Origin of the sequence: Actinomadura spongiicola, from assembly GCF_003432485.1 — a bacterium.
GTDB lineage: Bacteria > Actinomycetota > Actinomycetes > Streptosporangiales > Streptosporangiaceae > Spirillospora > Spirillospora spongiicola.
Genome location: NZ_QVNQ01000006.1, coordinates 327,226 through 341,478, shown reverse-complemented (window position 1 = coordinate 341,478; position 14,253 = coordinate 327,226). Strand labels below are relative to the sequence as shown.

The window sequence follows — 14,253 nt, the reverse complement described above, 5'->3', positions numbered from 1 at the left end:
GGCGTTCACGGCGCGAGATGGGCATGAGGACGAGCCATCCGAAATGCCCAGCCGAGCGATGTACACGGACGAGTCGTCCAGCACCGGCCATAACAGGCGGCTGCGGGCCTTGCGCCGTTCCCCCGATGCCGGATATCGAAAAGTGCACCCACCACCGCGACAGTCTCCCGCCTTCCCTGGAGGCACGGGCGATGGAGGTGGACCCGTGGCGGGTCGGCGGTCACCGGCGTCCGGTGCCCTACTGATTCCAGGCGCAGGACACTAGCCGATGACCGCCCGCAGAATCTTCCAGATGATGATCCCCATAGCCGCCCCGAGCGCCCCAAGCCCGACCGCGATCCTCCAGGTTAGGCGTAGGGACTGCCCGTGACGGCTGTCGGCCGCTTCCTGCCTGAGGGCAGCGCCGGTAGGGACCGTGACCGGTGGCCGTTCTATCAACGGCTCCTCGGCTTCGGAGACGAACTGTTTTCCGACGGGACAGGACGCGCGCACTTCCGGGCGGGTAGCCGGATGATCGACGTAGTCGCGAACCGCCGGGAGAACCTGAGTGCGAGCCAAGTCGAGGAGGCCTTCGTCGATCTCACCATGGCCGCCGCGCAGGACCACACCCTCGATCATCACCATGGGGCGTGAGCCCACGTCACGGATCCATTCGGTGTCACGCCCCACGTCCTTGCCCGCGATCCGCACCGCGCGGAAGTAGATCGTCGCCTTCTGGCGCCCGGAGAGCTCGATCGTCCTGGCTCTGGCCTTCTCGGTCGACAGCGGCCCCGGATTGGCGGCGTCGAGCAACCGCCCAGAGAGCCGCGGCCCAAGCAGGAAGTCGGGGGCCAGCAGTATCTTCGTCTGCACGATGACGAACGGCCAAGCCTGCGAAGAAGCGTTCATTCGGTGAACTTCCTCTCCAGGAGGAACGACCCTGGAAAGGCCTTCTCGAACTCGCGCAGGCGCGCGTCGAAACTCTCGATCGCCAGGCACAGTGCCGCGTTGTGGCTCTCGATTCTCGCCTGCCTGGCCCGATGGATCCGGCGCAGTTCGCTCAGTTCGTATTCGGCGGCCTGCTGTCGGCGTTCGGCCAGCTGGTCCAGCCACTGAAAGGCTTGTTCCAAGGCGGCGCTGGCATTGGCCTTGCCCCGCGGCGTGGCTCCCCTGTTGTCGAAGTACCTGCCGACCAGGTTGAGGAGGGGGGCTCTGGCCGTGTCACTACCCCTGCGGACCCGTTCGAACCACCTGATCCGGTCGGTGATCTTGTTCTCCGCCAGACCGTTGCCAGTGTCTCCGGCAGCTCTCTGCGCGGCCTCCTGCCGGGCGGCGCGGATCTGGTCAGGCAGAACCGCGGCGAACGGGATGTCGAGGTTGAGCGGCCTGATCGCCTCGGTCGGCACCTTCACCATCACGCCCTCCTCGTCGAGGCGCGCGAACCGCCCGGTCACGCTTACCGGGATCAGGCGAATGGGCGCGCCGCCGCTCTCCCGGCGCCCCTCCAGGAAGTCATGCAGGCTGGGCTGCGCCAGAATCTTGGAGCGGACGTCCTCGAAGGAGAACTCGTCCTCGAAAATGTCCCATTTGGTGATGACGAACTGCACTGGCCGCCAGGTATGGCGTTTCCTGGCCACCTTGGTCATCGTGGCCAGGCGCGCTCTCAGGTAGTTGTCGAGCCACGGCTCCCACCGCGGCTCGCCGCGCATGAGCCGCAGGAGCCGATGCCCGTCGATGAGCACGATGAAGACGTCCGCGCGCTCGACCGCCTCGTCGAAGCGCTTGATGACCTGGTTCTCACCGAGCTCCTGGGCATCGAGACCTCCGCCGTCGAGCATCTCGCCCGCGTAATCTGCGTAATTGATGTCGAAGATCGAGAAAGCTCTGATTCGCTCGCCATCACCGGCGAACACGGAACACTCGAAGGACCAGATGTCGACACCCCACCCGGTCGGCTCGGGGAAATGACCGTCCTCCACACTGGTCACCTCCTCGTAGAGCCGGTCAAGAATTCGGGTGTGCACATTGTTCGGGCTGAGCGTGACCACGCTCTTTATGCTGTCGTACGACAGTTGCCTGTACAGACCCGCCAGGTAGAGGGTCTTCCCCGATCCCCGTTCACCGAGAACCATCACATTGATCGTTAAGCCTGCCATCCATCCCCCGTCCATCCTGTCAGCCTCAACTATGCGCTCTGACGGACCACCAAAACCCCGTCGTGTCCGTTCTAGGTCAGGACCTGATGTGGCCGACCGGTCTCGCACCTCCATGATTCACAAGGCCGCGCCTCCACCGCCTTCTCCACCGAAGACGACGCCGACGATGTGTACCGGGAGCCCGAAGACGGCAATGATTAGTTACGTTCTGCCGTCTAATGCCGTGACCGCAACCCGAGCGCCAGCTACGGGCTGACCCCAGGACCCCATGATTGACAGCTTCGGGTTCTACCCGCATGCCTCCTGGACTTCGGAAAGCCATTGAAACACGGCGTGCAGGGTGGACAAGCTCGCGATCGCCGGCCCGCGCCTCCGTTCCCGGCTGCACCAGAAGCAGCGTCCCGACACCCCTGTGATTCACCACGCCGACCAGCTCACCGCGCAGCCACGCGCCCAGGGCCACGTCCTCGTTCGCCGCGTCCAGCCGCCTGATCTCGACCAGCATTCCCTCAGGTGCTCTACCATGCCTGCGGCGTTCAACGGAACAGGTCGGCGGATTAGCGCCCCAAGATCACCCGCCATCGGCGCCTTCGCAGGGGTGTGCCGCTCGAATGGTGGGTTACAGGGTCTGAGGTGGGCTTATGCGGCGTGGTGATATTCGCTGATCACGCCCGTGACAGCGTGTTTTCTGCGGATGGATCGCAGGTCCGCCACGGCGCGGACAGGCTGCGTTTCGATGTCTGGAGGTCGTTGCTGCCGGGCTGGTGCAATCTATGGCCGTTGTAGTAGATCAGGTACTCGCGGAGGAGTATCGCCAGGTGGCGTTCGCCGAGTATCAGCACCCGGTCCAGGACCTCGCGGCGGAGGGTTCCGATGACGCGCTCGCAAATGGCGTTCATGCGTGGCGTCTTCGGCAGGGTGGTGGTCGCCCGCAGCCCGTCGGCTCTAACACCTCGCTGAACGCGGTTGTGAACAACGGATCACGATCATGGCTCACGAACCGCAAGTCCCCGATGCGCTCCCCCAGGTTCATGGTGCCCCGGCCCGAACCGACTCCCATCAGCAGCAACGCCGCCATCCGCCGGACACGCCTCCTCGGCGGTGCAATCAACGAATACCGCAACGCCACATATCGATCACCGTGTGGAAAGCGAAACCGAAATTTAGGCAAATGCTAGATTGCGGATATTAAAGCCCCATAAGCCGGTTCAGCAGCTCCGCGAGCAGTGCCGCCCGCTTGATTACGAGGTGCCTGTACGCGGCACTTCCCGAGCGGGGACGCGAGTGACGATGGGGGTCACGGACGTCGTCCACCAGCCCTTTCTGAGCTCGTCCCGGAGCGGAGGGACCATATCGCGGAGGCCGCTGACGAGGAGGCCCCGGAGATCGCTGCGGTAGGTGCCTGCCTCGTCTAAGGCGGGGAGGTTGAAGGGGAGCGTGTTGATTTCGGTGTCGGAGACGATGAGCTTGCACCAGTCTCGGACGGCCGCGCCCGGCTCGGTCGGGCGATCCGCCGGTAGGGAGACCGCCACGCGCCTGCCCTCCACGGCCACGGCCGTTTGCCGCGCGCCGATGAAGTCACCGGGGAACAGGGCCGAATGGCAGCGGTAGCGGTCGGTCAGGTCGAGCAGCGTGCACCAGAGCCGCCGGTCGGACGCATTGTGGATGCGGATGAAGACCTCCGGGGCTCGCCATCCGTCGGGTGTGCGGGTGTAGGACAGTTCGATCTCGCCGGCATTGTTCGGCGGCAGGGCCCCGCCGGTGCGGGGGGCGAGGGGCTGGTGCGCGGCGGCCAGCACGACTTCGACCCGGACCAGGTCGTCCATCGGGGAGGCCGGCCCACGGGCGTCCTTGATCATGATCCATCGGGCGATGTGCTCGACCTGGGCGGCCACGAGCCGGACGCTGGCTGGCCCGTGGCCGGCGACGGGGGCGGCCGCCGGGGATCCGTCACTGCGCACGATCGACAGGACCGGATGACCGTCCAGGACCGGGGCGGCGACGCGCAAGCGCAGGCCAGCCGTCGGCTCGTCCGGTTCAATCAGTCTGACCAGGCCGTTCCGCGCCGCCAGCGCGGCCCGGACCGCCTCGACCGCGGCCCGGTCGTCGTCAGGACGCCCGCCCACCTCGGCCGCGACGAACGGGACAGGCCGCTCGGCGACCAGCACCGGGTAGCGGCGATCCGGCCGGGGCGTCCAACCGACCGGCCGGACATCGCAGTCGCCGGGACGCACCTCGGTCACCGCCAGCCGACGCCCTGCGGCCTCCAGATCCGAATCCGCCACCGCGAGGACGACCTCGCCCTCGGGGATGCCGTGGCAGGCCCCGGCGTCGACGCGCCAGCGGCCCTTGACCCGCCCCAGCGTGAAGACCGGGGCCGGGTCGACGGCGCCCCCGAGGAAGGGCTCGTCGGCGATGCCGTCCGGCAGCACCGGGTACAGCACAGGCGTCTGGCCGCCGACTCGGTTCTCCACCAGGGTTCGGGCGGCCATGTGCAGCGCCCGGTAGCTGGCGCGCGGGCCGAGGGAACGCAGCGCGGCCAGCAGGGACTGAGAGAACGCCCCGCCGACCCTGCCGCCGATCGGCAGTTCCTTGGCAGTCTCGAACGGGCGGCAGGCCGACAAGGCCACATGCTCGGCGGGCGCCTCGCCCGTCCCGGTCTCGCGGAGCCACGCGGCCGCGTACTCCGCTCCGGTCAGGGCCGTCTCGGCGGGCGGGACGCCCCTGACTCGGGCCCGTGGGTCCCGGGTGCCGCCGCCGGAGTGGCAGCAGTCCAGCACCACCGCTACGTGCGCGCCGCGCTCAGCCACCGTGTCGAGCAGTACGGACAGCTCCTTGTCGGTCAGGTCGTCGGCCTCGTGTCTGCTGTCGGCGCAGACCAGTGTCTGGTGCATCCCGGTCGGCTCCAGGTGCCAATACTGCTCCGGGACGGGCGCCTGCGAGCCGTGGCCGCTGAACCAGAACAACGCAACGTCGCCGGGCCCTGCCAGGCCCAGATGGTCGCGGAACGCTCCCCGAACGCCGCCGGTGGTCGCGGCCGCGTCGCGCAGCGTCACCAGCCGTAGCCGGTCGCCCAGCAGCGTGCGCAGAAAGATCGCCGCCGCGGCGCTGTCGTTGCCGCACCCGGCCAGCGGCGGGACGGGGGGCCGGTAGGCGTCGATACCGACGAGCAGGGCGTACACGAGCCCCGTAGCCGGGGCGTCCTCACGGCGGGATTCTGCGGGCATGCGTTCCTTCTGGGTCAGTGGCGAGTGATGTCGCGCGCGGTCCTCGTCGAGCCGAGCAGCCCCGACCTGCGCCAGGCGGTCTGGAGCCGCTCCAGGAAGACGTCGTCGATCTCGTTCTCCTCGGCCAGCCACGACTCCAGGTGGTCGGCCAGGGCGTCGAATGCGCCGTCCAGGCTGCTCTGCGCGGGGTCGGCCGAGTTGCCCGGCCCCTTGTCGCGGACCCACGACGCCAAGGTGGCGCACTCCCTTCGCAATTCGTCCCGGTACCGTTCGGCGAGGTTCGGCCAGCCCTCCTCGACCCACGACGGCAGCGCCGGCGCGGTCCGGATCAGCGTCACCCGGGTGTTGATCTGGCGAAGCATGACGCCGAAGTCGTAGTACCGCCGGTGCCGCGGCGGCACGTGGGCGCGGGTGAGCTGGAGGAGCACCTCGAACGTCGCGCCGACGGCACGGCGCTTCCGCCACCGCTCCCGGTCGGTGATCACGGACGGGTCCGTCAGCGGCCGGACGTCGGCGACCGCGTCGTCCACCGCGTTGACGAGCACGTCCGGTAGCCGCAGCTCGCGCAGCTGGTGCACCACCCACCTGCGGATGGTGGCGAGGTCGTCCAGGGTCCCGTCGGGGAATCCGCCAAGGGCGACGTAGTGGATCTCGGTGAAGAACGAGAAGTACTGCTCCAGGTCGTGCCCGAGCCACAGCTCCCAAGGCGGTTCGGCGTCCGTGCCGTCTTCGGGCGGGTCGATGTCGCGGACGTTCGCCTCGCTCATGACAGCCCGAAGAGCTGGAAGGCGTGCACCGATCCCACCGTGTCGATCGCATCCCCGCCGCACGCCCGCTGCGCCTCACGGAGCGCCGACGCGGGACAACCGGTGGCGGCGTAGGAGGCGTGGAACGACTCCAGCAGGCACGCCGTGACCCGGTCGTCCACCGCCCACAGCGGGGCGAGGACGCTCCGCGCCCCCGCGGCGAGGAGCGCACCGGGTATGCCGGTGTACTCCGAGCCCGACAGCACCCCGCCGGTCCCGGCATGGCAGGCGCCGAGCACCACCAGCGACGCCGCGAGGCGCGTCCGGCCGATGTCGAAGTACCACAGCATCCCCGGGCCGCCCCGCGCGGCGGCCAGCCTCAGACCCGAGAAGTCGGGATGGTCGGGCAAGTAGAACCCGTGGCAGGCCAGATGGATCACGTTCGCTCCCGGGGCGGCGGTCCGGTAGGTATCGACCGTGGCGTCCCCACCCGTCCACACCCGCGACCGCGGGTAGTGCGCGGCGGCGGCGTCCACCTCGTCGCGGGCGTGCCGCAGCGACCCGTCGGAGTCGGCCAACCCCACCATCAGCGCACCACCGGAAGGCTCCGGCGCGGGACCCGAGCGCAGCAGCCTCGCAAGCACGCTCAGGCTCGGGACGGTCGCGACCTCGTAGACGTCGGACAGCCGCGGCTCGCCCAGGATCCCCAGCGGGACGAGCCACAGTCGTCCGCTCGGGACGACGAACAGCCTGGAGCCCTCGGTGACACGCTCGCGCACCTGGGGCGTCAGCTCGTCCAGAACCGGGAGGCCGCCCAGGGCGGCGGGCGGTGCTCCCTCCGACAGCCTCCGGTGCAGAACGCCAGCCTCCCTGTCGAGCGCATCGGGTTCGAACTCGCCAACGACCGCGCAGTCATCGGACGTGATCAGAACCGCCCGGCCCGTCGCGCCGAAGAACAGGACCGCGTCGTCGCCGAGCAGCGCGCGCAGCCCCTCGACCCTGATCGGCGCGGGCCCTCGGGACGGACCGGCCACACGCCTCATGATGCCGCGCTGGGCGCGCCGCTCCTGGTCCCGCCGCGCGTCGAAAGTGAGGGTCAGCAGCTTGAGGTGATGCGGCGTCGGCTCCCGGATGTAGGCGGACACCTGCTCGTCCAGGTGCGGCGAATCGGACGGGGCGTCGTTGACGCTCGCACCGCCGTCCATCTGCAAGAGCAGCGACCGGCTCGAATTGCGTTCCAGCACATCCACGCTCGCCTCGACGGCACCGGGGCCGACAGCTTTCGCTGTACAGAGGGACAGAGCCTGGTAGGCACGCGTGTAAACGGCGGACAAACTGCGCTGAACGGTGACGGACTGCGCGTGAGAGCGCATCGCCTCGACCCGTTCGAGCGCCGCGGCGAGGCGCTCACCGTCATTGCCGGTCGGTCCGTTCCTCTCGACGCCTTCGACCAGGGCGGCCAGGTCAGCGGGAAGGGTGAGTTCCTCGGTCGCCACATGCCCATCGAGAAAGGCCAGTTTCCGCTCGCACACCGCCCGGTAGTGCGCCGCGTCCGGGCCGAGCCGCCATGCGTGATCCACGCACCACTCTAACTGAGCACGCCGGTAGCCGAGGTCGTCGCTGTCGATGGCCCTCAGGTAGGCGTGCCACCATACGCCGCCGAACGGGTCCAGGACGATGAGACGCGGCATCAGATCGGTCACCATCGGCGCGTCCTGGAAATGGACGGCGATGGCCAGCCGGCGGCGCAGTGCCGACGTCAGGCCGTCGCGGTTCCCCGCCCGGTGGAACGCCTCCTGGGCGGCTGCGGCATGGCCGGCCAGGCGGTCGACGCTTCCGGGCGCGGGGTGGAGGGAGCCGAACACCAGGTCGTGCAGCGCAAGTTCCGCGTGGCCCTCGGTATGCGGGTCGTCATCGGAACGCCCCCGCTCGGCCGTCCGGGCCAGCAGCACGTCGGCCTCCTCCACCCGTCCGTCGGCCAGCAGCGATTGCGCCTCGACGACCTGCGGCGGAACGGGTCCGGGCGGGACGAACTCAGGAGGCTCGGCCGTTGAGGTCTCCTCAGCGGTAGGGGACTCCTGCAGCCCGGCTAGGACTTTCCGATGCGCCCGGAGGAACGGCACCGGCAGCGGGGAGTCCGTACCAAGCGCCGCGGCGTTCTCGATGAAGTCGTCAAGGACGCTGAGAGCGGCGCGGCTTCGCAATTGCGGTAACCGCTCGATGGTCCGCTTCTTCTCCTCCAGGTCCCGGACCGTGATCAGCTGGCAAACCGCATAAACTGCCTCGCTTAACTGCGTGCGCAGTTTCTCGCCCGTGCTCAGTACGTCGATCCGCATGCGCGACGCGCCGACGCGGTACGCCTCGCTGAGTGCCGCGTAAGTTTCCTGTCGGCCCGGATCGTCTTCCGGTGAAATTTCGAGTGATCGCTGGAAGTACTTGATCGCCTCATCGAGATCTTCCTCGTCACGAGTGTGATCGAACATGCGACGGCGGGACACCCCGAGGTTGAAAAGCCGCAGGGGCTGATCCTTGGCGTCCCCCGGCGTGGCCTCCATGGCCTGTTCGAGCAGGCCGACGACCTCACGGTCGTCCTCCGCGGAGTCGTTCAGTTTGCCCCGGAGTTGCAGCAGGACCGCCAGGTTGTTGAGGATGACCGGCCGATGCGGATGCGTTTCCCGACAGGCCGCCGCGATCCGCCGCCAAAGCCGCAGGGCGTCCTCGACCGAGGAGGAATCTTTGGTTCGGCTCGCTTCACGCAGCGGGGGAGTCGAGTGCCGCCCGGCTTCGTTCACGACCTCGTCCATTAGGTCGTCCGGTATGTCACTGGCTTCGACCCCCGCCAGCAGACAACGAACGAACAGCGCGACGGCTAGTTCTCTTTCGGTCGCCGCCGAGGCGAGCGGGAACAGCGAGCGATAGTAGAGCGCCCAGGCCAGCGTATGCTGGGAAAGGACGTCATAGCTGGATACAAGGGAATACAATCGTCGTATTTCGGCCGTGGCTTCTGGGGTCATCAGATCAGCCAGATCATCGACTCCGGACACTGCGACCAAGCGGGCGTGGACGGCCACCCTCAATCGCTCGCGCTCATCATCCCCCATGGAACCACCCCCGAAAGCCATTATGCAATTTTGCCGATAAACGGATGGGCGGATGTCCAACCTTGGCCACGAACGGACGAACCGTCCCATCACCGGAGGAACCCGGCCTGGGGTGCGGCTACGGCCTGCCCCTCGGCCCGCTGCTCAACTGGGGCGCCGCGGCGGCGGGCACCAGCGGGGCCGGCTCGCAGCGCGGGCCTGCGCGGCGGCCACGCGTTGCTCGGCCTGGCGGGCGGCGATGCGGGCGCGGGCGGCGTCCAGTTCGGCCCACATCTCGACGCGGCTTTTCGGCCTCGGCCTCATGATGGGCGATCGACTCCCCGACCGGTAGGCGGCGGGCGCAGCCGAGTCGCTCGGCGTAGTGCTCGCCGATCTCGTCGACGCGCAGGTTCCGGTGTCGGTGCAGGTCGCGTAGCAGAGCCGCAGCCGGTAGCGCAGCAGGCCGGCAAGATCGCGGGCCGAGCGGACACGCTCGGCGAGGATGCCGACCAGGTCGTCGCCGGATAGATGCGTGGTGTAGCGGGAGGCCAGCGAGACCAGCCCTGCACTTGCCGATTACTCCATCCGTACAGGTCAGGCGAAGCCTCCTCCGAGTAGGCCACAAGATCATCACAACGGATGGCGGCTCGTTGTCTGCTCGGCGGTTTCAAAACGAATCGGCATGCAGTGACATTGAGCGGCAGGGAAATCGGGCGAGACACGGACGGTTCAACATACAATGACACTGCTAAACTCGTTCCGGCACGATAATTTCGGACTTTTAATCCGTAGGTTGTGGGTTCGAGTCCCACGCGACCCACCACCCTGACCAGGCCAAATAACGGAAATGCCCGGTTCGTCGAGCGTCCGACGTGCCCGACTTCGTCCCTTGGCTGCTCGGCGGCTCGCCCCGGGCTCGCGATGGCCCGACTGCTCCGGCCTTCCCTGGCCAGACCCACGGGAGTTGACCATCCCCTCCTGCCCAAGCCGGCGTTGCTCGGGAGCTGATCGAACTGGCGCGTCCGCGGCGGCCGGAGGTGCCGGTGGTGTCGGGGCCGGCGGGTGAGTGGTTCGGGGTGGACGGTGCGGTTTTCGCCGCTGCCCTGCATGGTGTTCGCGTTCGAACCGCGTTTCTCCGGGCACGTCCCCCTAGAACATGGCTCTGACCTGGGAGGACGTCCGACGAGGGGGCCAGCCGATGAAGGTGAGCAGGCCAAGCGCGAAGACGCGGATCTCCGAGTCCGAGCGCCGCGCACCGAATACGCTGCGTCAACAGGAGGATCTTTCAGCGCCCGGCTCCCAGTCGGGTCGGAGCGCACCCGTCCAGAAGCCAAGCGCGAAGATCGCGGTCGCAACGATCATGGGAGCGGCGGCGGTGCTGGCTACCGGGTGCGCGCAAGAAGATCCGCCCGCTCCCCCGACGACTCGGACATCGCCGACCACTCAAGCGCCGAGCCCGACGACGTCGGACCCGAGTCGGACTCGACAGGCTCCGGCATCGAGCCCTCGGCGGACGACTCAGAAGCCCGAGCGGAGCCTTCCAGCCGAGTGCAAACACCCTCAAGGAGAGAGTGTTCGACAGAGCTGCATTGAGGAGTTCGGGCCGGAGGGCGTTGGGTCGGTCGAGCCGGTTCAGCCGTCGGGCGACGAGACCGGAGAGGCGCCGGGGGTTCCCCCGAAGGAAGAGCAGATCCGGCAGTGCATCGAGCAGGAAGGGGATCCGGAGGCCTGCCGGGAAAAGATCGACCCGCAGGATTCGGAGGACCCGTCGGAGTCGCCGACCGGGCCGGACGACTGAGAGCCCGGGTAGGCATCTTTCACCCGAACTTGCTCTCCGCAGGCGAAGCACGTCCAATCGCATTGGATGCGAACGCAGCAGTGCCTGCGGAACCACGCGTACGCGGCAGATTAGGTTCAGCGGACCGGCCCCCTAGGCACGACCAGACGCTTCACCATTACTCGCATCTGAAGGAGCGGTTCGCATGCAACGGCAGCACAAGTCCCTACCATCAGGTCACCCTCCATCACAGCCCGCACCGTCTTCCGCAACGGCTGAGTGCTGCCCGATCTGATCGCGCAGGCCGGCTCCTACGGCCACGACCACCAGTAGCGCACGGGCATCCGCCCATCGCGGCTTCTACGCCGACACCTCGGAGGGATACGCCGCCCTGCTCGCCCTCTTCGATGCCTTGACCATCTCGTCTTCCGAGCACGACAGCGCAGCCTCGGGTCAGAGCGGCACGAGGTTTTCGTGGCTTGCCTCCCATCATGGAAGCCGGGGCACCTCGATGGCGCGCCGATCAGCGGTCGCCATCTGCTCGCTTGGCCGACGTCGCGTCGGACTGTCTGCACCATCAGCTCGCCGTGGATGCGTCGGTGACCCCGGCCCGGGGTCTCACCGGCCAACTGGCGAATCCTCTGCCGGAGCGGTGGCCGGCGCCTTCGAGGTGTACGGCGACGAATGGCCTTGAGCGGCGCGTGCCTTGGTGAGTCGGCCGGGTCGCTGTGCTGGAGGCCGTGCCGGGTGTCCCCTGGGCAGGGGTGACCGGCAGGCGGTTCAGCTGAGGCCGGTCACCGCAGGCTCGCCTCGTCGTCGGTCTCCGGGGCGAGACGTGACCAGATTCGCGTGAGGGCGCGCAGGTCGTCGTCGTCGAGACGGTCGAGGAAGAGTCGGCGCAGGTCGGCATGCTGCTGCTTCCATGCCTTGCGCAGGAGGTTGCGCCCATCGGGTGTCAGGACGGCGACGTAGCCGCGTCCGTCCTCGGCCGCACGTTGACGCTCGATGAGCCCACGGCGCTCCAGCCGGTCGGCGAGCCGGGTGAAACCGCCGGTCGACATCAGTCGATCCCTGGCCAACTCGGACATCCGCATGCCGGAGCGACCGGCTCGACCGAGCAGGGACAGGACGCTGTACTCGGCCATGCTCACGCCCAGCGGGGCGATCCCCGCCTCGATCTCACGCCAGATGCGGTCATGGGCGTACAGGAAGCCCTGCCAGGCCTCGTTCTCAAGGTCGCTCAGACGTGGAGTCGCCACTTCCGAAGGGTACCGCGACGGCCGTCCTCATCGGCGGGTGTACATGTCTGCGCAGGCAACGCACTAGGTGGAATATTTGCCTGCGCAGGCAGCTTACTGTGGTCGGGACACCGAACGGCGTCCGTACAAGACCGCTAGGAGAGCACGTTGCCCACCACCGTCACCGGCGAGCGATCTCCCTTCGAGATCGGCTTCATGACGTTCGCCGAGATCACCGCAGACCCGGATACCGGCACGCTTCCCTCCGCGCACCGGCGCGCCCACGAGACCATCGAGCAGGCGCGGCTCGCCGACGAAGTCGGGCTCGACCTGTTCGCCGTCGGCGAGCACCATCGAACCGACTTCGTCGGCTCGGCCCCGTCCGTTGTCCTGGCCGCGGCCGCCCAGGCCACCACGAACATCAGGCTGACCAGCGCGGTCACCGTGCTCAGCTCCGACGACCCGGTGCGGGTCTGGGAACAGTTCGCCACACTCGACCAGCCCGTCGGTCGCTCACGGTGGCGGTCACGCCGCCTGCTCCTTCCGGGAGCCGACCTCGCGGCGCACGACGGGGGCGACCTCGGTGCCGAGCAGTTCGATCGCCTCGAGGACGTCCTTCCGCGGCATCCCGCCGAAGCCGATCTGGATCAGGGCGCGGTCCAGGCCGTAGCTCATCGGCGGCGCCATCTCGCAGGAGGAGGCTCGGACACTGCGGGTGGGGGTCGTCAACGGCAGCCCGAGCGAGAAGTCCAAGACCGTCGGACTGGTCGGCGTCGTGCTGCGAACGCTCACCAGCGTGCTCGCCGTCCACGGCGTCGCGGTCCAGCACACCCGGATCGACGTCTACCGGCTCGGCCCCGCCTTCACCGGAGCCTTCGAGAGGGAGGGCGTCGCCCCCGAGATCGAGGACGCGCTCCGCCGCGCCGAGGAAGCCGACCTGCTCATAGCCGCCACCCCGGTGTTCCGCGGCTCATACACCGGGCTGTTCAAACACTTCTTCGACCTGGTCGACCAGTACGCGCTCGCGAACAAGCCGGTCTTCCTCGCCGCCACCGGCGGCGGGGATCACCACGCGCTGGTTCTGGAGCACGCCCTTCGCCCGTTGTTCGGGTTCTTCCAATCGATGACCCTTCCGGTCGCCGTCTTCGCGTCCTCCGGCGACTTCGACGGCACCACCCTCCTCACCCCACGCGTCTATGGCCGCATCGAAATGGCCGTCGAGGACGTGAGCGACATCCTCACGCTCGCGGCGACTCGCGGGAGGCCGGCTGACTGACACCAGCCGCGTCACGGTGACCACAGGGGAAACAACCAAGGAGAAAGCCATGCCCTACACGCCACTTACCGCTGACAACAGCGCGGTCGTCCTCATCGATCACGAGGTCGGTTTTTCGAACCTCATCGGATCGCACACGATCGAAGAGAACCTCAACGGCACGCTCGCGCTGGCCAAAACCGCGAAGCTGTTCAAGCTGCCGCTGATCGTCACCGCCGCTCCCGAGGACTTTCCCGCAGGTCCTCTCTACCCGGAGCTCGCCCAGGTCCTCGGCGACACTCCCGTCATTCACCGTCCGCCGGTCTTCGACGCTTTCGTGGACGACCAGTTCGCCACGGCCATCGAGGCCGCCGGACGCAAGAAGCTCATCATGGCGGGCATCCAGACCGACATCTGCCTCGCCCTGACCGCCTTGACCGCTCTCGACCGTGGCTACGAGGTCTACATCGTCGTGGACGCCTCTGCGGCGACCACCAAAGAGACACACGACACGGCGGTCATGCGCCTCGTTCAGGCCGGCGCGATCCCCGTCAACTGGCTTGCCGTCGGCTCGGAGATCCTCCGCGGTTGGGTCGACCAGCCGCTCGCACCAGCGTTCGGGGAGCTCATCCACGAGCACCTGCCGTCCTGGCGGCACCACCACGTGGCGAACACCGCCGTCGCGAAGTACGCCACCCAGTAGCCCCCGAACCGCACCCCGGGCCGGGCGTGCCCCCGCAGAGGTGCCGCCCGGCCCAGCCGACTTCTCTGGGAGTGGTGGAGCCGTTCGGCGCG

Annotated in this window: 11 protein-coding genes and 1 pseudogene; 3 read left to right on the top strand and 9 right to left on the bottom strand. The window is 68.1% G+C overall.

The window, feature by feature from the left end:
• Positions 1-261: 261 nt before the first annotated feature.
• The 8 genes from D0T12_RS21290 to D0T12_RS21265 all read right to left on the bottom strand — a co-directional run bounded on the left by D0T12_RS21290 (position 262) and on the right by D0T12_RS21265 (position 12,224).
• Positions 262-888 (bottom strand): hypothetical protein, encoded by a 627-nt coding sequence (locus tag D0T12_RS21290; protein WP_117401403.1) that lies wholly within the window; start codon positions 886-888, stop codon positions 262-264.
• Entirely contained in the window at positions 885-2,027 is a 1,143-nt protein-coding gene (locus D0T12_RS21285) for a GTPase domain-containing protein (protein ID WP_147339576.1), read from the bottom strand. Before D0T12_RS21285 ends, D0T12_RS21290 begins: the two co-directional genes overlap by 4 nt.
• A gap of 773 nt (positions 2,028-2,800) precedes the next feature.
• Positions 2,801-3,070 carry an integrase core domain-containing protein gene (locus D0T12_RS21280; protein ID WP_407642102.1) on the bottom strand — a complete coding sequence of 90 codons (270 nt, stop codon included), beginning with the start codon at positions 3,068-3,070 and terminating at the stop codon, positions 2,801-2,803.
• A 306-nt stretch (positions 3,071-3,376) separates the two neighbouring features.
• Complete coding sequence (locus tag D0T12_RS34925; protein WP_158581572.1) at positions 3,377-5,362, bottom strand: caspase family protein; 1,986 nt, start codon at positions 5,360-5,362, stop codon at positions 3,377-3,379.
• Between the two features lie 14 nt (positions 5,363-5,376).
• A complete protein-coding gene (locus D0T12_RS35460; protein WP_158581571.1) occupies positions 5,377-6,129 on the bottom strand; it encodes a hypothetical protein in 753 nt (250 codons plus the stop codon).
• Entirely contained in the window at positions 6,126-9,179 is a 3,054-nt protein-coding gene (locus tag D0T12_RS21270; protein ID WP_158581570.1) for a CHAT domain-containing protein, read from the bottom strand. Before D0T12_RS21270 ends, D0T12_RS35460 begins: the two co-directional genes overlap by 4 nt.
• 174 nt (positions 9,180-9,353) lie before the next feature.
• Positions 9,354-9,512 (bottom strand): hypothetical protein, encoded by a 159-nt coding sequence (locus D0T12_RS35455; protein ID WP_158581569.1) that lies wholly within the window; start codon positions 9,510-9,512, stop codon positions 9,354-9,356.
• Between the two features lie 2,247 nt (positions 9,513-11,759).
• Positions 11,760-12,224 (bottom strand): MarR family winged helix-turn-helix transcriptional regulator, encoded by a 465-nt coding sequence (locus D0T12_RS21265; protein WP_117401399.1) that lies wholly within the window; start codon positions 12,222-12,224, stop codon positions 11,760-11,762.
• Positions 12,225-12,419: 195 nt separating this feature from the next.
• On the opposite strand from D0T12_RS21265, the pseudogene D0T12_RS37425 reads away from it, so the two are divergent.
• Positions 12,420-12,644: pseudogene (locus D0T12_RS37425) on the top strand (LLM class flavin-dependent oxidoreductase); the annotation flags it as partial.
• Between the two features lie 84 nt (positions 12,645-12,728).
• Here D0T12_RS37425 and D0T12_RS35450 read toward each other — a convergent pair.
• Positions 12,729-12,878, bottom strand: a complete 150-nt coding sequence (locus tag D0T12_RS35450; protein WP_158581568.1) for a hypothetical protein — start codon at positions 12,876-12,878, stop codon at positions 12,729-12,731.
• Between the two features lie 40 nt (positions 12,879-12,918).
• Here D0T12_RS35450 and D0T12_RS21255 point away from each other — a divergent pair, with 40 nt between their 5' ends.
• Positions 12,919-13,479, top strand: coding sequence for an NAD(P)H-dependent oxidoreductase (locus D0T12_RS21255; protein ID WP_199487597.1), 561 nt, complete (start codon positions 12,919-12,921; stop codon positions 13,477-13,479).
• A 49-nt stretch (positions 13,480-13,528) separates the two neighbouring features.
• Positions 13,529-14,161, top strand: a complete 633-nt coding sequence (locus D0T12_RS21250) for an isochorismatase family protein (RefSeq protein ID WP_117401397.1) — start codon at positions 13,529-13,531, stop codon at positions 14,159-14,161.
• Positions 14,162-14,253: the final 92 nt, after the last annotated feature.